The sequence below is a fragment of the Modestobacter sp. SYSU DS0657 genome, assembly GCF_054050925.1.
The window spans coordinates 18,420-34,411 of record NZ_JBJHAG010000039.1 but is presented as its reverse complement, the minus strand read 5'-3'; the positions used below and the strand labels follow the sequence as shown (position 1 = coordinate 34,411).

The following is a 15,992-nucleotide window of genomic DNA, read 5'->3' as shown; positions in this document are numbered from 1 at the left end:
GGGTGCCCGTTCCCGGCCGGGAACGGGTACCCACCGCACGGTGCTGCCGTTGCTCAGAAGGGGAACTGGCGCTTGGTGTGCTGCACGCTCACCCAGTGATCGGTGGTGAACTCCTCGATCGCCCACTCACCGCCGAAGCGGCCCAGCCCGGACTCCTTCTCCCCGCCGAAGGCGGTGTTGTTCTCGTCGTTGAGCGGGGAGTCGTTGACGTGGGTCATCCCGGCCTCGACCTGCAGGGCGAAGTTCACGCCGCGCAGCACGTCCTCGGTGAAGACCGCGCTGGACAGCCCGTACTCGGTGTCGTTGGCGATCCGCAGGGCGTCGGCCTCGTCCCGGGCCTCGATGATGGTGGCGACCGGGCCGAACACCTCCTGCCGGGCGGTGGCGACGTCGTTGCTCCCCAGCAGCACGTGCGGGGGTAGGACCGACCCGATCGGACCAGTCGGGTCGCCGCCGAGCACCTGGTCGGCGCCGTCCTCGCGGGCCTGGGCGACCATCCCCTGGATGCCTTCCAGCTGGCTGCTGTTGATGATCGGGCCGATCACGGTGTCGTCGTCGCGCGGGTCGCCGGCCTTCAGATCGCGCACCTTGGCCACGTAGCGGTCGACGAACTCGTCGTGCACCGCGGCGTCCACCACGATCCGGTTGGTGATCATGCAGACCTGGCCCTGGTGGAAGAACTTGCCCCACGCCGCGGCGTTCACCGCGTACTCCAGGTCGGCGTCGTCGAGGACCACCAGCGGGCCGTTGCCGCCCAGCTCCAGGGAGAGCTTCTTCAGCCCGGCCTTCTGCGCGATGCCCTTGCCGACCGGGGTGGAGCCGGTGAACGACACGACCCGCGGGACGGGGTGCTCCACGATCGCGTCGCCGATGTCGCGGCCGGCGCCGATGAGCACCGACAGCACCCCGTCGGGGAGGCCGGCCTCCTCGTAGATCTTCGCCAGCAGCAGGCCGCCGGTCACCGGGGTGTCGCCGGCCGGCTTGAGGACGACGGCGTTGCCGGTGGCCAGCGCGGGGGCGACCGACCGGTTGGACAGGTGCATCGGCACGTTCCACGGGCTGATCACCGCGACCACGCCCACCGGGCGGCGGTAGACCCGGCTCTCCTTGCCCTCGATGTCGGCGGGGAGGATCCGGCCCTCCACCCGGTACGGGTAGGAGGAGGACTCGTGGAAGTCGCGCAGGGTGATCGCGTACTCGAACTCCGCGGCCGGGGCGGCGGCGCCGCTCTCCCGGATGTGCCAGTCGACGATCTCGTCCTTGCGGGCCTCCATGATCCGGGCCGCGCGGCGCATCACGTCGGCGCGCTCGCTGGGCAGCCGGGCGGCCCAGTCGCGCTGGGCTTCCTTCGCGCGGGCGTAGGCCTCGTCGAGGTCCTCGGCGTTGGCCAGCGGGATCTCGGTGAGCGTCTCACCGGTGTAGGGGTCGGTGTCGGTGGCCGTCCTGCCGGCCCGGCCGGCGCGCCAGGTGCCGGCGATCGGCATGCGGTCGAAGCCGTCGTATCGGGTGGGTGCTGAGGTGGCCGTCGTCATGTGCAGGGTGCGTACCCGGTCGTGCGCAATGGAACCCCGCAGGCCGGATCGTCGGCTCGGTCAGTAGTGCGGGTTGGTGCCGCCGTCCGCTGCACCGGCGGCCCGCAGATCTCGCCGGAGCACGAGCTCCAGGTGCCCGGTCACCGTCCGGCAGATCCAGGCGAGGGGTCCCGTCGGTGCCAGCTCCCGCTCGATCATCGGCTCGGGCCGGCGCCCGTCCACGGCGGTGCGGCGCATCCGGGGCACGGTGCGCTGCAGGATCAAAATCGCGGCGAGCAGCGCCACGTACCCGGCCAGCGCCCACCACGCCGCCGCGCCGTTGACGACGCCGAGCCCTCCGGTCAGCGCGAACAGGGCGAGGATGAAGGCGACCAGACCGAGCACACCCAGGGCGTCGTTGCGCCGGCCGCGGCGCTCCACCTCGGTCCAGTCGGTGAACTGCTCCGGAGCGGTCACTGTGTCGTCCCGGGGGTGTGGGGTGGACCGGTGAGCCACCGCTGGGCACGGGTCAGCTGGTTCCGCTGCGCCGTGACGGCCCAGGCGGCCAACCCGATGAGGGGCAGGGCGGACAGCACCATCGGGGGGCGCCGCGCACGAGCCCGACGACCACGCAGGCCAGCGCCGGCGCACCGAGCAGCACCGGTGGCAGCCAGGTCTCCGAGCGTGGACCGGCAACCACCCGCCGGGCCCGGTCGGTGACGGCGTCCCGAAGCTCCGGTCCCGGGTCGGTGTGGTCGCGCAGGGCGGTCGCCACCGCGCGCACGCGCGGGTCGGTGCGGAATGACCGACCGTTGCGCCACCAGGCGACGGCGAGCGAGCCGATGGCGCCGCCGACGAGCCCGCTGAGGACCCGGGGGTCGAACAACTCGACCGGCGCCCAGGCCAGGGCCGCGTCGACCGCCAGCGTCACACCCGCCACGACGGCGAACGACGGTCGCACGGGCGGTGCGCGGTCCGGAGCCGGGCCGCGGCCGGGCCGGTCGGCCCCGGCCGCGGCGTCGGTCAACTGGCGGCCAGGGCGCCGATCACGCCGTTCGCGATCGACAGCGTGATCGCCGCGTACCCGCAGATGAGGCCGGTGAGGGCGAACCCGGCGCCACCGGCGCCGGCTGCTGCGCGCGCCCGGCCCTTGTGGCTGAGCACGACCGCGACGACACCGAGCAGCAGGCTGGAGAGGAGGTAGAGGAAGGGCACCCAGAACGTGGCGGCGGCGATGATGCCGCAGACCATCCCGGCGGTGGCCGGCCCGTTCGACTGCTGGCTGCCCGGGGTGGCGCGGTGCTGGCCGGTCTGGGACATCAGGACTCCTGTTCGTCGGTGGTCCTCCGGCGGGACGCCCCGTGATCGTGACGTTCGGTGACCGGAACGGCCGGGTCGACGAGGCGCTGTCGCCCGATCGGGTGACCGGTTCCGCTGCACCTACGATCACCGGGTGTCCCCGGAACCGATGATCGCGCCCAGCCTGCTGTCCGCGGACTTCGCCCGGCTCGCCGACGAGGTCCAGCGCGTCGCCGACGCCGACTGGCTCCACGTCGACGTGATGGACGCGCACTTCGTGCCCAACCTGACCCTGGGCCTGCCGGTGGCGCAGGCGATCCAGGCGGTGAGCCCGGTGCCGCTGGACTGCCACCTCATGATCGAGCACCCCGAGCGCTGGGCCCCGGGATACGCCGAGATGGGCGCCCGGAACGTGACGGTGCACGCGGAGGCCTGCACCGACCCCCGCGCCGTCGCCCGCGACCTGAAGGCCTCCGGCGCCCTGGCCGGCCTGGCGATCAAGCCGGGGACGCCGCTGGACGCCTACCTCGACGTGCTGCCGGACTTCGACACCCTGCTGGTGATGACCGTCGAGCCCGGGTTCGGCGGGCAGTCGTTCATGCCCGAGGTGCTGCCCAAGGTGCGCGAAGCCCGCCGGCTGGTCGACGCCGGCCACCTCCGGCTGTTCGTCGAGGTCGACGGCGGCATCAACGCCGACACCATCGAGGCCGCCGCCGAGGCCGGCGCCGACGTCTTCGTGGCCGGCTCCGCGGTCTACGGCGCCGACGACCCGGCGCGCGCCATCGCGGCCCTGCGGGCCCGGGCAGCCGGCGCCCGGTGAACGCCGCCGAGGCCGCGGCGATGGCCCGCGCCCGGGAGCTCGGGCTCCGGGTGCTGGGCACCACGAGCCCCAACCCGGCGGTCGGCGCGGTCGTGCTCGACGCCGACGGCCACGTGGTGGGGGAGGGGGCGACCTCCCCGCCCGGCGGCCCCCACGCCGAGGTGCACGCCCTGGCCCAGGCCGGCGAGCGCGCCCGGGGTGGCACCGTCGTCGTCACCCTCGAGCCGTGCGCGCACACCGGGCGCACCGGCCCCTGCGCCGACGCGCTGCTCGCCGCCGGCGTCGCCCGGGTGGTCGTCGCCGTTCCCGAACCCACCGGGCTGGCCGGTGGCGGCGCCGAGCGGCTGCGCGCCGGCGGGGTGGACGTCGAGCTGGGCGCCGAGCAGGCCGCGGCCGCCGAGGGGGCCCTGGCCGGCTGGCTGACCGGCGTGCGCGAGCACCGACCCCACGTGGTGTGGAAGGTGGCGACGACGCTGGACGGGCGGGTGGCCGCCACCGACGGGACCAGCCGCTGGATCACCGGCCCGGACGCCCGCGCCGAGGTGCACCGGTTGCGCGCCGGCTGCGACGCGGTGGTGGTCGGCTCGGGGACGGCGCTCGCCGACGACCCGCAGCTGACCGTGCGGGACGCCACCGGACGGGACGCCGACCGGCAGCCCCTGCGGGTGGTCGTGGACCGCCGCGGCCGGCTGCCGGCGACCGCCCGGGTGCTCGACGGTGCGGCGCCCACCCTGGTCAGCGCCGCAGCGACCCCGGCCGAGCTGCTCGCCGAGCTGTTCGACCGGGACGTCCGCCGGGTGCTGCTGGAGGGCGGGCCGACGCTGGCCGCTGCCTTCCTCACCGCCGGGCTGGTCGACGAGGCGGTGGTGCACCTGGCTCCGCAGCTGCTCGGCGCGGGTGCCGGCATGGTCGGGGACCTGGGAATCCCCACGATGAGTGGAGCGCTGCACCTGCAGGTCCTCGACGTCACCCGCCTGGGCGGGGACGTGCAGATCCGGCTGCGGCCCACCCGGCACACTGACGGGCCGCCGACGGACGGCCCGGACGCAGGAGGGAGCTGAGGTGTTCACCGGCATCGTGGAGGAGCTCGGCACCCTGGTGGCGCGCGAGGAGGGCCCGGACAGCGCCGTGCTGCACATCCGGGCGGCGCGCGCGCTCGAGGACGTCGCGTTGGGCGACTCGATCTCGGTCAACGGCGTCTGCCTGACCGTCACCGGCGTGGCCCGCGACGAGGCCGACGGCACCGGCGTGTGGACCACCGACGTCATGGCCGAGACGCTGCGCCGCAGCAGCCTGGGCGCCACCGGTGTCGGCGACGCGGTGAACCTGGAGCGCGCGGTCACCGCGGCCACCCGGCTGGGCGGGCACATCGTGCAGGGCCACGTCGACGGCGTCGGCACCGTGGTGTCCCGCACCCCCGGCGACCACTGGGAGGTCGTGCGGGTCTCCGTGCCCGCCGACCTGGCCCGCTACGTGGTGGAGAAGGGCTCGATCACCGTCGACGGCGTCTCGCTGACCGTCAGCGGGCTCTCCGACGACGAGGAGGCCGACCGGCCCGAGCCGTGGTTCGAGGTCAGCCTCATCCCGACGACGCTGCGGGAGACGACCCTGGGCGCCCGCGCTCCCGGTGACCCGGTCAACCTGGAGGTGGACGTCATCGCCAAGTACGTCGAACGACTGTTGGGGGCCCGCGCATGAGCTGGCAGCTGGACTCCGTCGAGGACGCCATCACGGCGGTCAAGAGCGGCCGGCCGGTGGTCGTCGTCGACGACGAGGACCGGGAGAACGAGGGCGACCTCATCTTCGCCGCCGAGCTCGCCACCCCCGAGCTGGTGGCGTTCATGGTCCGGTACACGTCGGGCTACATCTGCGTGGCGGTCACCGAGGCCGACGCCGACCGGCTGGACCTGCCGCCGATGTTCCGGGTCAACCAGGACCGCCGCGGCACCGCGTACACGGTCACCGTCGACGCCCGTGAGGGCGTGACCACCGGCATCTCCGCCGCCGACCGGGCGCACACCATCCGGCTGCTGGCCGCGGCCGAGACCAACGCCGCCGACCTCGCCCGCCCCGGGCACATCGTGCCGCTGCGCGCCAAGGACGGCGGCGTGCTGCGCCGGCCGGGGCACACCGAGGCAGCCGTCGACCTGGCCGTGCTCGCCGGGCTGCGCCCGGCCGGCGCGCTGTGCGAGGTCGTCAGCGAGAAGGACCCGGTGGGCATGGCCCGCGGCGACGAGCTGCGCGTCTTCGCCGACGAGCACGACCTCGCGATGATCTCCATCGCCGACCTCATCGCCTACCGCAAGCGCTTCGACAAGCTGGTCGAGCGGGTCGCCGAGGCCCGGGTGCCCCTGGGGCCGGGGGAGTTCACCGCGGTCGGCTACCGCAGCTCCTACGACGAGCGCGAGCACGTCGCCTTCGTCTACGGCGAGATCGGCGACGGCGAGGACGTGCTGGTCCGGGTGCACTCCGAGTGCCTCACCGGGGACGTCTTCGGCTCGCTGCGCTGCGACTGCGGGCCGCAGCTGCAGGCGGCACTGGCCGCCGTGGCGCAGGAGGGCCGGGGCGTCGTCCTCTACATCCGCGGTCACGAGGGCCGGGGCATCGGCCTGCTGCACAAGCTGCAGGCCTACCAGCTGCAGGACTCCGGCGTGGACACCGTGGACGCCAACCTCGACCTGGGCCTGCCCGCCGACGCCCGGGACTACGGCACCGGCGCGCAGATCCTGGTCGACCTGGGCATCCGCACCATGCGCCTGCTGACCAACAACCCGGCCAAGCGCGCCGGGCTGGAGGGGTACGGGCTGAAGATCACCGGCCGGGTGGGGTTGCCCAGCCACGTCACCGCGGACAACCTGGGTTACCTGCGCACCAAGCGCGACCGGATGGGCCACCTGCTGGACATCATCGAGCCGGAGCCGGAGGGCGACGTGCCGGCCCAACCGGCGCGGCGCGCCGACGAGCAGCCGATGTGACCGGCTGCCCCCCGGTCGACCGGCACACTGCACCGTCGTCACCGCGCAGCAGCGGCACACGCTCGCGCACCAGCACGTTCGAGGAGAGCCCATGAGCGGGTCCGGATCCCCCCAGCAGCAGCCCATCGACGCCAGCGGCCTGACCCTGGGCATCGTCGCCGCCACCTGGCACGGCGACATCGCCGACTCCCTGCTGAAGCGGGCGGTCGCCTGCGCGGAGGCCTCGGGCATCCCCGCGCCGACCGTGGTGCGGGTCCCCGGCGCCATCGAGCTGCCGGTGGTGGCCCAGGCGCTGGCCGCCACCCACGACGCCGTGGTCGCCCTGGGCGTCGTCGTCCGGGGCGGTACGCCGCACTTCGACTACGTCTGCGACTCCTTCACCGCCGGGCTGACCCGGGTGTCGCTGGACGCCGGGAAGCCGGTGGGCAACGGCGTGCTCACCACCGAGGGCGAGCAGCAGGCCCGCGACCGGGCCGGCATGGACGACTCCGGTGAGGACAAGGGCTGGGAGGCCACCGCCGCCGCCCTGCAGACCGCGCTGGTGCTCCGTGACCTGCGTGCGCCCAAGCACAGCACCGGCTTCGGCATCGACCCGGCGGGGGCGACCGGCGCGTGAAGTCCTTCGACGAGCTGTTCGCCGAGCTGAGCGCCAAGGTCGCGGCCGGCGACGAGGCCTCCGGTACGGTCACCGCCGTCCGCGACGGCGTCCACGCCGCGGGCAAGAAGGTGGTCGAGGAGGCCGCGGAGTCCTGGATGGCGGCCGAGCACGAGGGCGCCGACCGGACCGCGGAGGAGATCAGCCAGCTGCTCTACCGGGTGCAGGTGCTGATGCTGGCGCGCGGGCTGTCCCTGCAGGACGTCTACGCTCACCTCTGAAGAAGTCGAAGGACCCCGCTGCCCCCACCGCTCGCTTCGCTCGCGGCGGGCCCCTGCAGCGGGGCCGGTAGGTCCCGCCCCGTCCGAAGGAGCTAGTCCAGTGCTGCGCGTCGCCGTGCCCAACAAGGGCGTCCTCAGCGAACCCGCGGCCGAGATGCTGGTCGAGAGCGGCTACCGGCAGCGGCGCAGCACCAAGGACCTCGCGGTGTACGACCCGGAGAACGACGCGGAGTTCTTCTACCTCCGCCCGCGGGACATCGCCGTCTACGTCGCCGCCGGCACGCTCGACGTCGGGATCACCGGGCGGGACATGCTGCTGGAGACCGCACCGGCCGAGGGGGCGGGGCTGGCCGCCGTCGAGGTGATGCCGCTGGGGTTCGGGCGGTCCTCCTTCCGGTTCGCCAGCCCGGCGGAGTCCGACATCGAGCAGGTCGCCCAGCTGGAGGGGAAGCGGATCGCCACCGCCTACCCCGGCCTGCTGCAGCGGTTCCTCGACGACAACGGGCTGAAGGCCGGGGTGGTGAAGCTCGACGGCGCGGTGGAGACCGCCTGCCGGCTGGGCGTGGCCGACGCCGTCTGCGACGTGGTCGAGACCGGCACGACGCTGCGCGCCGCCGGGCTGCGGATCATCGGCGAGCCGGTGCTGGCCAGCGAGGCGGTGCTGGTCCGCCGGGCGGGCGCGGAGGAGATCCCCCAGGTGGCGCAGCTGATGCGCCGGCTGCGCGGCGTGCTGGTCGCCCGGCAGTACGTGATGCTCGACTACGACTGCCCCAACGACCTGCTCGCCCGGGCCACCGAGGTCACCCCAGGGCTCGAGGGTCCGACGGTCAGCCCGTTGCAGACCGAGGGTTGGTCCGCCGTGCGGGCGATGATCCGCCGCGAGGAGACCAACCGGGTGATGGACGAGCTCTGGGAGGTCGGCGCGCGGGCGATCCTGGTCACCAGCATCGCCGCCTCCCGCATCTAGCACCGGCATGCTGGGCGGCATGCGCCGTGCCCTGCTGATGCTGCCGTTGCTCCTGCTCGCCGCCTGCGGCACCGGGTCGGACGGCGGGGCCACCCGGTCCCCGGCGCCGACCTCGGCAACGCCCACGGACGACGCCGCCGCCGGGGGCGGGATCAGCCGGGCCGACAACGACCTGGTGATCGAGGTCGACCCCGGTGAGGGCGCCGAGCCGGCCCGCTACACGTTGACCTGCGTCGGCTTCGTGGAGGGGGACCTCCCCGACGCCGAGACGGCCTGCGCGCACCTGGAGGGCCTCGCGGACCCGTTCGCACCGGTGCCCGCGGACGCCGTGTGCACCCAGCAGCACGGCGGCCCGCAGACCGCGCGGATCACCGGCTTGTGGGGCGGCGACCCGGTCGACCTGGAGCTGTCCCGCACCGATGGCTGCCGCATCGCCCAGTGGGACCGGCTCGCGCCGCTGCTGCCCGTCGCCGTCGGCTGAACCCCGCCGGCCGGACCGGGGTGGGCCCGGCCCGGCCGGCGGTCAGCGCCGGGTGGTGCGGTCGACCAGGTCGATGGCGGTGCACAACCCGAGGGACATCGCCCGGCCACTGGTCGAGCCGGTCGCCAGCAGCGCCGCGATCGCCGGGGCGAGGGCGCCGTCGCCGACCAGGCCCCGCAGCACCGCGGCGTACTCGCCGCTGACCTGACCGGCTGCGGCGTGCCGCAGCAGGGCCCGGGACAGCTCGGTGGTCCGGCCCGCGGCCAGCGAGGTGACCCCGGCGCCGAACCGCTCGGCCGCCGGGTGCCCGAGCAGGACCAGACCGGCGGTCAGCCCGGCCAGCACGTCGTCGCCGGCCGGGGTGAGCCCGGGGCCGAGCCCGACCAGCCGGGTCGCGGTGCGCAGCGCGGCGTCGAGGTCGGCCCGGCGGACCGCCCCGCGGAGCGCGGCGAGCGGGCCGCTGGGGCCGGTCGGCAGGCCCGGCAGGGAGAACGCGCTGTGCGGCACGCCCTCGCCGTAGAGGGCGGTGCGCAGCTGGCGGACGCCTTCGGGCAGCAGCGCCGGACGTGCGCTGGGCAGCTTCGGGCGGGGGTCCCACCAGGCGGCCGCGCTGACGGTCAGGTCGCCCACCACCAGCCGGCCGCCGCCGACCCGCGCGGGCGCTCCGGTCGGCACCGAGACCAGGGGGCGGCCGTTGGCCGGCCGGAAGAGCACGCACCCCAGGGGCAGCCGGGCGGCATCGGCGGTCAGCACGCCGACGACGTCCGGCCCCGAGGGCGTGGGCACCGTCAGGTACACGGCGGCGGGCACCGACAGCAGCACCCGGGCGGAGCGGACCGGGCCGCGCAGCAGGTCGGCCACCCCGGTGCTGGCCTGCGCGGGCACCGCGGTGCCCCCGGACCGGGGGAGGGGGAGCGCGGTGGTCCGGGAGCCGGATGGCAGGTGGATCGTGGGGACCCCGGCGCGGGCCGCCCGTCCCGACCGGGTGGACGGTGCGGTCGCGGTCGCGCCGTGTGCCGCCCTGCCGTCCGGTCCTCTGGTGTCCGGAGTCCCGGCGTCGCCCTGCCCGCCGGTGCTCTCGTCGATGGTGCGCATGTGGCCCTCCACCCGTGCGGTCGCCGGGAGGTGGCTGGCATCGCCGGCCCCGTCCCGGTGTGCTCATCGAGGGCCGGAGAGGAGCGCTGGCCCCGCTGGGATGCGGGGACGGCCTACCATCCGACCCGGGACACAGGACCGGGCCACGAACCCAGTGGCGCGCCGTCCGGCTCTGTATGGCGATTCTCGCCAAGCTCGGCTTCTGCCGTCCAGGGACGTCTGACAAGATTCTCGTCGGATCGGGAAAGACGGGGCGCATTGGGGGTACACAGAGTGACTGAACGTGAGGCGTCCGTGACTTACGCTGCGAACAGCGAGCGGGCGGCTACATTCAGTGCCGCTTCGGCGTCCATCGAGCCGGTGCTCTCGCAGCTGCCGCCCTCCGATCGCACCGCCCTGCAGGACAGCATGGGCCTCACCGTCGACCAGCTCCTGCAGCTGCCGGGACTGGCCGGGGCCCTCGTCGTGGGTGGCACCACCGGTACCCGACGGATCGTCCGGCACGTCGAGGTGCGCGACCCCGGTGACCTGGAGACCGCGGCCGGCCCCGACGTGCTCGTCGTCCTCTCCGCCCGGCTCCCGCAGATCGACGCCGCGCAGTGCCGCGCCCTGATCGAGGGGCTGCACCGCGGCGGCAGCGGCGCGCTCGCCTTCCGGTCCGAAGGCGGGCCCGGGTCCCCGCAGGGTGAGCTGCCCGCCGAGCTGCTGGCCGAGGCCGACCGGCGCGGCTTCCCGGTCGTGGCGCTGCCGGAGTCCACCCGGCGTGACGAGGTCGTCGCCGAGGTGCTCGGGGCGATCATCGACAAGCAGACGCAGGCGCTGAGCCTGGCCAACCGGATGCACAACCAGTTCATCGACGTGGCGCTGTCCGGCGGTGGGCTGGCCGAGGTGACCGTCCAGGTCTCCACCTTCCTCGCCGGGGCGGCCGTGCTCGGGCTCGGCCCGGACCGCGAGGTGGCCACCAGCGCCGGCCCACCGGCCGAGGTCGCCGAGATCCGCGACTGGCTGTGGCTGCTCGACGCCGCCGCCGACGACGCCTTCGCCGACCTCACGCCGTCGCGCCGCCTGTCGGGCAACCGTGCCGACCAGGGCGCGGTCACCCCGGCCGACGTGTTCGCCGACGCCGACATGTCCCCGGCCGACGGCATCCTGCTGGTGCCCGGCCACCACGAGCTCCCCGGCGGGGTGGGAGAGTACGCCGTCGCCCCGATCATGGCCGGCGAGCAGCGGCACGGCTGGCTGGTGGCGGTCAACCGGCACGGGCCGATGCTGCTCGGTGCCGGGGCGGTCCTCGAGCAGGCGGCGGTCATCGCCGCGCTGTCGGAGATCCGCTCCCAGGCCGTGCACTCGGTGGAGCTGCGCTTCCAGGGCGACCTGGTGCGCCGGCTGGTCGGCGGCTCGTTCGGGCACACCGAGCGGGCGCTCGCCTACACCCGGTCCTTCGGCTGGCGGCTCGACGGCCCGGTCATCGTGCTGGTGACGGCGACGGAGACCGTCGCCGACGCCGGCGCCGACCCCACCCGGGCGCTGGACGTGCTCGACCGGCTCGCCGACGGCTGGCGGGCCGCGATCGACAGCGAGGTGGCCGGGGCCGCCGTCGCCGGGCTGGCCACCGAGATCGTCACCGTCCTGCCGCTGGACGGCCGGACGCCGGAGGAGCTCTCCGCGCTCGTCACCGCGGTCACCGCCCGGGTGAACGCCCGGCTGCGCCGGGTCGGACGGCTGCTGGGCACCGGGATCGGTCGGCCGGCGGAGTCGCTGTCGGCGCTGGGCGAGGCCTACCAGCAGTCGCAGCGCGCGCTCGTCGTCGGCCAGGAGATCCACGGTGGGCACGCCGTCACCCACTTCGACCAGCTCGGCGTGTTCCGGCTGCTGTCGCTGATCCCGGACAGCAGCGAGCTGCGCTCCTACGTCGACGAGGTGCTCGGCCCGCTGGCCGACTCCGCCGACGTCGACTCCAGCGACCTGCGCGACACCCTGCGGGTGCTGCTGGAGACCAACCTCAACGTCGCCGAGTCCGCCCGCCGGCTGCACTTCCACTACAACACGATGCGGTACCGGATCGGCAAGCTGGAGCGGCTGCTCGGGCCCTTCACCACCGACCCGACGCTGCGGCTGAACCTGCTGCTGGCGCTGCACGCCGCGCGCATCCGGGGGCTCGACCAGCCGCACCGGCCACCGATGGAGGGCCTGGCGGCCGCGGTGCTCGACGACGGCCTCGACCTGCTCGCCTGAGCTCGCCGGAGCGCCGTCGACGTTGCGGTCCCGGGTCGCCGGCGTTACGTCTCGTTGCGGCGTGTCCCATCCGGCACGCCGCAACGGGAACGTGACCACCGGGGGCTGGTGCAACGCCCCCGGCGTCTGCCACTGTGCGATCCCTCAGCGCTGAGCTACTTCGCTCGGCGGGTGGATCGAGGAGGACCGATGGCGTTCGGCTGGAAGCTCCACGGGGACGGCAAGGCCCCGGCACTGGGTGAGGCGGTGGCGCCCGACGAGCGGCTGTCCTGGCCGCTCACCGTCGGGATCGGCGCGCAGCACGTGGTGGCGATGTTCGGTGCCACCTTCGTGTTCCCGCTGATCATGGGGCTGGACGCCAACCTGGCGATCATGATGAGCGGGATCGCGACGATCATCTTCCTGCTCATCGTGCAGGGGAAGGTGCCCTCCTACCTGGGCACCAGCGCCGCGTTCGTCGGCGGCGTGGCCGCGGTACGGGCGCAGGGCGGGGACAGTTCCGACGTCGTCGGCGCGATCCTGGTCTCCGGCGTCGTGCTGGCGCTGGTCGGCCTGCTCATCCAGCGCGCCGGCGTCGCCACGGTGAACAAGGTGCTGCCCCCGGCGGTCACCGGCGCCGTCGTGCTGCTGATCGGCTTCAACCTGGCGCCCGTCGCGGCGGGCCTGTACTGGCCGCAGGACCAGTGGGTGGCGCTGGCCACGATGGCGTTCGTCATCGTGGTGTCGCTGGCGCTGCGCGGCTTCTGGGCCCGGATCTCCATCCTGCTCGGCCTGGTCTTCGGGTACCTGCTCTCGCTGCTGCTGGACACCTTCTCCCAGGCGGTCACCTACGACGAGGCGGGCGTCGGCACGGCCCACGACCGGGTCGACCTCAGCGGCATCGGCGAGGCCTCCTGGTTCGGGCTCCCCGACCTCACCGCGCCGTCGTTCTCGGTCAACTTCTCGCTGCTGGTGCTCCCCGCGGTGATCGCGCTGGTCGCGGAGAACGCCGGCCACGTCAAGGCGGTCGGCGAGATGACCAAGCGCGACCTGGACCCGGTGCTCGGCCGGGCGGTCTTCGCCGACGGCGCCGCCACCGTGGTGGCCACCTCGGTCGGCGGCTCGCCGACGACGACCTACGCGGAGAACATCGGCGTCATGGCCGCCACCCGGGTCTACTCGACCGCGGCCTACTACGTCGCGGCCCTGGTCGCGATCCTGCTGGGTCTGGTGCCCAAGTTCGGGGCCCTCGTCAACGCGACCCCGGCCGCCGTGCTCGGCGGGATCACCGTCGTCCTCTACGGGATGATCGGCCTGCTCGGCGCCAAGATCTGGAAGGAGAACCGGGTCGACTTCGCGAACCCGATCAACCTGGTGCCGCTGGCCGCCGGGATCATCATCGGCATCGGCGACGTCCAGCTGCGGTTCAGCGAGGAGTACTCCATCGGCGGCATCGCCCTCGGCACGATCGTCGCGGTGGTCGGCTGGCACGTCGCGCGGGCGCTCGCACCGGCGGACATGAAGGACGCGCTGTACCAGGAGGGCGGCTTCGCCGCCGGCACCGGCCCGGCGCTGGGGGCCTCCGGCAGCCACGTGAACGATCCGGGGGGCCCCGACCCCTCCGACGTCGACCGGATCAACCGGAGCCGCTGACCCGATCGCCCACCGGCCCGGCGGTACCGCCCCGGGATCAGGTGACCTGATCATGCGTGCTCCTGGCTCAGCCCCCACGGTGAGCCAGGAGCACGCACGGTGAGCCAGGAGGCGTCGCCGGTGGCACGTCCGACCGCTGTGAGGGGAGACAGATGACCGCAGGGATCGACACCCCGGACCGGCGCGGCCGCACCGGGCTGGACCAGGTCGGCCGCGACCTGACCGGCAACGACGCCATCCGGGTTCGCGAGGTCGAGCTGCTGTCCAGCGACTGGTACGTGCTGCGCAAGACCACGTTCGACCAGCGGCACCGCGACGGGCGCTGGACCACCGAGACCCGGGAGACCTACGACCGGGGCAACGGCGCCACCGTGCTGCTGCACGACGTCGAGCGCCGCACCGTGCTGCTCACCCGTCAGTTCCGCTTCCCCGCCTACGTCAACGGCCACCCCGACGGGCTGCTGCTGGAGACCGCGGCCGGGTTGCTGGACGACGACGACCCGGTGACCGCCGTCCGGCGCGAGGCCGAGGAGGAGACCGGCCACCGGGTCGGGGAGCTGACCCACGTGTTCGACGTGTTCATGAGCCCGGGCTCGGTCACCGAGCAGCTGCACTGCTACGCCGGTCCCTACGACGCGGGCACCCGCACCGACGCCGGCGGCGGGCTGGCCGAGGAGGGCGAGGACATCGAGGTCGTCGAGCTGGCCTTCGACGACGCCCTGGCTCGCATCGGCTCGGACATCGTCGATGCCAAGACGATCCTGCTGCTGCAGTGGGCGGCGCTGTCGGGACCGTTCGCCCACTGAGCGGGTGCGCGGGGCAACGGGTTCGCGCGTGAGCCGGGCCGGGACGGGGCACAGGCCGTCCGAGGCCGCGCCCGGCGGCTCCGAGGAGGCACGCATGACCGAGTCCGCCCGCCCGCTGCAGGGGAAGGTCGCGCTGGTCACCGGGGCGTCGTCGGGGATCGGCGAGGCGACGGCGATCGCCTTGGCCGAGGCCGGCGCCGCGGTGGCCGTCGGTGCGCGCCGCCGGGACCGGCTGGACGCACTCGCCGAGCGCATCGGTGGCAGCGGTGCCCGGGTGCTCACCCTCGACCTCGACGTCACCGACGAACAGCAGTGCCGGACGGCGGTCGAGCGGACCCGGAGCGAGCTGGGCGGGCTGGACGTCCTGGTGAACAACGCCGGGGTGATGCTGCTCGGCACGATCGTCGGCGCCGACCCCGAGGACTGGCGCCGCATGCTGCACACCAACGTGCTCGGGCTGATGTACATGACCCATGCCGCCATCGAGGGCATGGTCGAGCAGGGTTCGGGGGACGTGGTCAACATCAGCAGCGTCGCCGGCCGCACCGCCCGGCTCGGCGCCGGGGTCTACAACGCCAGCAAGTGGGCGGTGAACGCGTTCAGCGAGTCACTCCGTCAGGAGGTCACCCAGCGCGGCGTGCGGATCGGGCTGGTCGAGCCGGGCGCCGTCGCGACCGAGCTGTCCAGCCACATCACCCAGGCCGACGCGCGACGCCAGTCGCAGGAGATGGCGCAGACGATGCGCACCCTCGATCCGGAGGACGTCGCCCGCGCGGTGCTGTACCTGGTCACCCAGCCGCCGCACGTGGCGGTCAACGAGGTGCTGGTGCGCCCCACCGACCAGCAGCGCTGACGGTCAGCCGCGCTCGAGCACCCGCTTGAGCGCGGCCAGGTCGGCGCGGACCGCGGCGGCGTCCAGTTCGAACGCGGCATCGTCCGTGCCGAGCCGGTGGCGCAGGGTGAAGACGACCTCGCAGCGGTCGCCGTTGGGGAGCACCCGCAGCGGGTTGGACACCGTCGTGCCGTCGGGCAGGACGACGTCGTGGTCGAGGACGCCGAAGGTGTTCTCCGGGGCCATGCGCACGAGCACCCGGCCCATCGGCGAATCGGCCACCCACTCGCCGTCGACCTCCGTGATGCCGGCGGCCAGCCCGGCGGCCCACTGCGGCAGGTGGGCCGGGTCGCGCGCCCACGCGTAGACCTCCGCGGCCGGCCGGTCGATGCGCACGCCGAGGTGCCGCGACTCGCTCATGTGCGCATCGTGCCGCAGCCCACCGGCTGGACGTCCCGTGATC

The 15,992-nt window shown here is 74.3% G+C and carries 18 protein-coding genes; 12 read left to right on the top strand and 6 right to left on the bottom strand.

Going from position 1 to position 15,992, the window contains the following annotated elements; translation table 11 throughout:
* Positions 1–53: 53 nt before the first annotated feature.
* From ACI79A_RS18520 to ACI79A_RS18505, 4 genes are all read right to left on the bottom strand, one after another.
* Complete coding sequence (locus tag ACI79A_RS18520; RefSeq protein WP_457085230.1) at positions 54–1,532, bottom strand: aldehyde dehydrogenase family protein; 1,479 nt, start codon at positions 1,530–1,532, stop codon at positions 54–56.
* Positions 1,533–1,592: 60 nt separating this feature from the next.
* Entirely contained in the window at positions 1,593–1,988 is a 396-nt protein-coding gene (locus ACI79A_RS18515) for a hypothetical protein (protein ID WP_457085229.1), read from the bottom strand.
* A 52-nt stretch (positions 1,989–2,040) separates the two neighbouring features.
* Positions 2,041–2,442, bottom strand: coding sequence for a hypothetical protein (locus ACI79A_RS18510; protein WP_457085228.1), 402 nt, complete (start codon positions 2,440–2,442; stop codon positions 2,041–2,043).
* Between the two features lie 92 nt (positions 2,443–2,534).
* Positions 2,535–2,831: a hypothetical protein gene (locus tag ACI79A_RS18505; RefSeq protein ID WP_457085227.1), complete on the bottom strand. Its 297-nt coding sequence runs from the start codon at positions 2,829–2,831 to the stop codon at positions 2,535–2,537.
* Positions 2,832–2,964: 133 nt separating this feature from the next.
* On the opposite strand from ACI79A_RS18505, the gene rpe reads away from it, so the two are divergent.
* The 8 genes from rpe (at position 2,965) to ACI79A_RS18465 (ending at position 8,929) form a co-directional block, all read left to right on the top strand.
* A complete protein-coding gene (gene rpe, locus ACI79A_RS18500) occupies positions 2,965–3,630 on the top strand; it encodes a ribulose-phosphate 3-epimerase (RefSeq protein ID WP_457085226.1) in 666 nt (221 codons plus the stop codon).
* Positions 3,627–4,691, top strand: a complete 1,065-nt coding sequence (gene ribD / locus ACI79A_RS18495; RefSeq protein ID WP_457085225.1) for a bifunctional diaminohydroxyphosphoribosylaminopyrimidine deaminase/5-amino-6-(5-phosphoribosylamino)uracil reductase RibD — start codon at positions 3,627–3,629, stop codon at positions 4,689–4,691. The genes rpe and ribD overlap by 4 nt, the downstream gene beginning before the upstream one ends.
* Position 4,692: 1 nt before the next feature.
* On the top strand, positions 4,693–5,328 hold the full coding sequence (locus tag ACI79A_RS18490) for a riboflavin synthase (protein ID WP_457085224.1): 636 nt from the start codon (positions 4,693–4,695) through the stop codon (positions 5,326–5,328).
* Positions 5,325–6,605, top strand: coding sequence for a bifunctional 3,4-dihydroxy-2-butanone-4-phosphate synthase/GTP cyclohydrolase II (locus ACI79A_RS18485; protein WP_457085223.1), 1,281 nt, complete (start codon positions 5,325–5,327; stop codon positions 6,603–6,605). Before ACI79A_RS18490 ends, ACI79A_RS18485 begins: the two co-directional genes overlap by 4 nt.
* 91 nt (positions 6,606–6,696) lie before the next feature.
* Positions 6,697–7,221, top strand: coding sequence for a 6,7-dimethyl-8-ribityllumazine synthase (gene ribH, locus ACI79A_RS18480; protein WP_457085222.1), 525 nt, complete (start codon positions 6,697–6,699; stop codon positions 7,219–7,221).
* On the top strand, positions 7,218–7,481 hold the full coding sequence (locus ACI79A_RS18475; RefSeq protein ID WP_457065007.1) for a phosphoribosyl-ATP diphosphatase: 264 nt from the start codon (positions 7,218–7,220) through the stop codon (positions 7,479–7,481). The genes ribH and ACI79A_RS18475 overlap by 4 nt, the downstream gene beginning before the upstream one ends.
* Positions 7,482–7,581: 100 nt before the next feature.
* Positions 7,582–8,448 (top strand): ATP phosphoribosyltransferase, encoded by an 867-nt coding sequence (hisG, locus tag ACI79A_RS18470; protein WP_457085221.1) that lies wholly within the window; start codon positions 7,582–7,584, stop codon positions 8,446–8,448.
* A gap of 19 nt (positions 8,449–8,467) precedes the next feature.
* Positions 8,468–8,929, top strand: coding sequence for an SSI family serine proteinase inhibitor (locus tag ACI79A_RS18465; RefSeq protein WP_457085220.1), 462 nt, complete (start codon positions 8,468–8,470; stop codon positions 8,927–8,929).
* Between the two features lie 42 nt (positions 8,930–8,971).
* On the opposite strand, the gene ACI79A_RS18460 is transcribed toward ACI79A_RS18465, so the two are convergent.
* The gene (locus tag ACI79A_RS18460; RefSeq protein WP_457085219.1) at positions 8,972–9,814 is read right to left on the bottom strand and encodes a DUF2877 domain-containing protein; all 843 of its coding nucleotides are present in this window, start codon (positions 9,812–9,814) and stop codon (positions 8,972–8,974) included.
* A 504-nt stretch (positions 9,815–10,318) separates the two neighbouring features.
* Here ACI79A_RS18460 and ACI79A_RS18455 point away from each other — a divergent pair.
* The 4 genes from ACI79A_RS18455 (at position 10,319) to ACI79A_RS18440 (ending at position 15,550) form a co-directional block, all read left to right on the top strand.
* A complete protein-coding gene (locus tag ACI79A_RS18455; protein WP_457085218.1) occupies positions 10,319–12,259 on the top strand; it encodes a PucR family transcriptional regulator in 1,941 nt (646 codons plus the stop codon).
* A gap of 189 nt (positions 12,260–12,448) precedes the next feature.
* A complete protein-coding gene (locus tag ACI79A_RS18450) occupies positions 12,449–13,891 on the top strand; it encodes a uracil-xanthine permease family protein (protein WP_457085217.1) in 1,443 nt (480 codons plus the stop codon).
* 152 nt (positions 13,892–14,043) lie between these two features.
* Positions 14,044–14,697, top strand: a complete 654-nt coding sequence (locus tag ACI79A_RS18445; protein WP_457085216.1) for an NUDIX domain-containing protein — start codon at positions 14,044–14,046, stop codon at positions 14,695–14,697.
* Between the two features lie 94 nt (positions 14,698–14,791).
* Entirely contained in the window at positions 14,792–15,550 is a 759-nt protein-coding gene (locus tag ACI79A_RS18440) for an SDR family NAD(P)-dependent oxidoreductase (RefSeq protein WP_457085215.1), read from the top strand.
* A 3-nt stretch (positions 15,551–15,553) separates the two neighbouring features.
* On the opposite strand, the gene ACI79A_RS18435 is transcribed toward ACI79A_RS18440, so the two are convergent.
* Entirely contained in the window at positions 15,554–15,949 is a 396-nt protein-coding gene (locus tag ACI79A_RS18435) for an SRPBCC family protein (RefSeq protein WP_457085214.1), read from the bottom strand.
* Positions 15,950–15,992 lie beyond the last annotated feature (43 nt).

Coding starts and splice junctions, on each gene's coding strand:
- ACI79A_RS18520 (WP_457085230.1), bottom strand. CDS start 1,532: ATGACGACGGCCACCTCAGCACCCACCCGATACGACGGCTTCGACCGC.
- ACI79A_RS18505 (WP_457085227.1), bottom strand. CDS start 2,831: ATGTCCCAGACCGGCCAGCACCGCGCCACCCCGGGCAGCCAGCAGTCG.
- ACI79A_RS18485 (WP_457085223.1), top strand. CDS start 5,325: ATGAGCTGGCAGCTGGACTCCGTCGAGGACGCCATCACGGCGGTCAAG.
- ribH (WP_457085222.1), top strand. CDS start 6,697: ATGAGCGGGTCCGGATCCCCCCAGCAGCAGCCCATCGACGCCAGCGGC.
- ACI79A_RS18465 (WP_457085220.1), top strand. CDS start 8,468: ATGCGCCGTGCCCTGCTGATGCTGCCGTTGCTCCTGCTCGCCGCCTGC.
- ACI79A_RS18450 (WP_457085217.1), top strand. CDS start 12,449: ATGGCGTTCGGCTGGAAGCTCCACGGGGACGGCAAGGCCCCGGCACTG.
- ACI79A_RS18445 (WP_457085216.1), top strand. CDS start 14,044: ATGACCGCAGGGATCGACACCCCGGACCGGCGCGGCCGCACCGGGCTG.
- ACI79A_RS18440 (WP_457085215.1), top strand. CDS start 14,792: ATGACCGAGTCCGCCCGCCCGCTGCAGGGGAAGGTCGCGCTGGTCACC.
- ACI79A_RS18435 (WP_457085214.1), bottom strand. CDS start 15,949: ATGAGCGAGTCGCGGCACCTCGGCGTGCGCATCGACCGGCCGGCCGCG.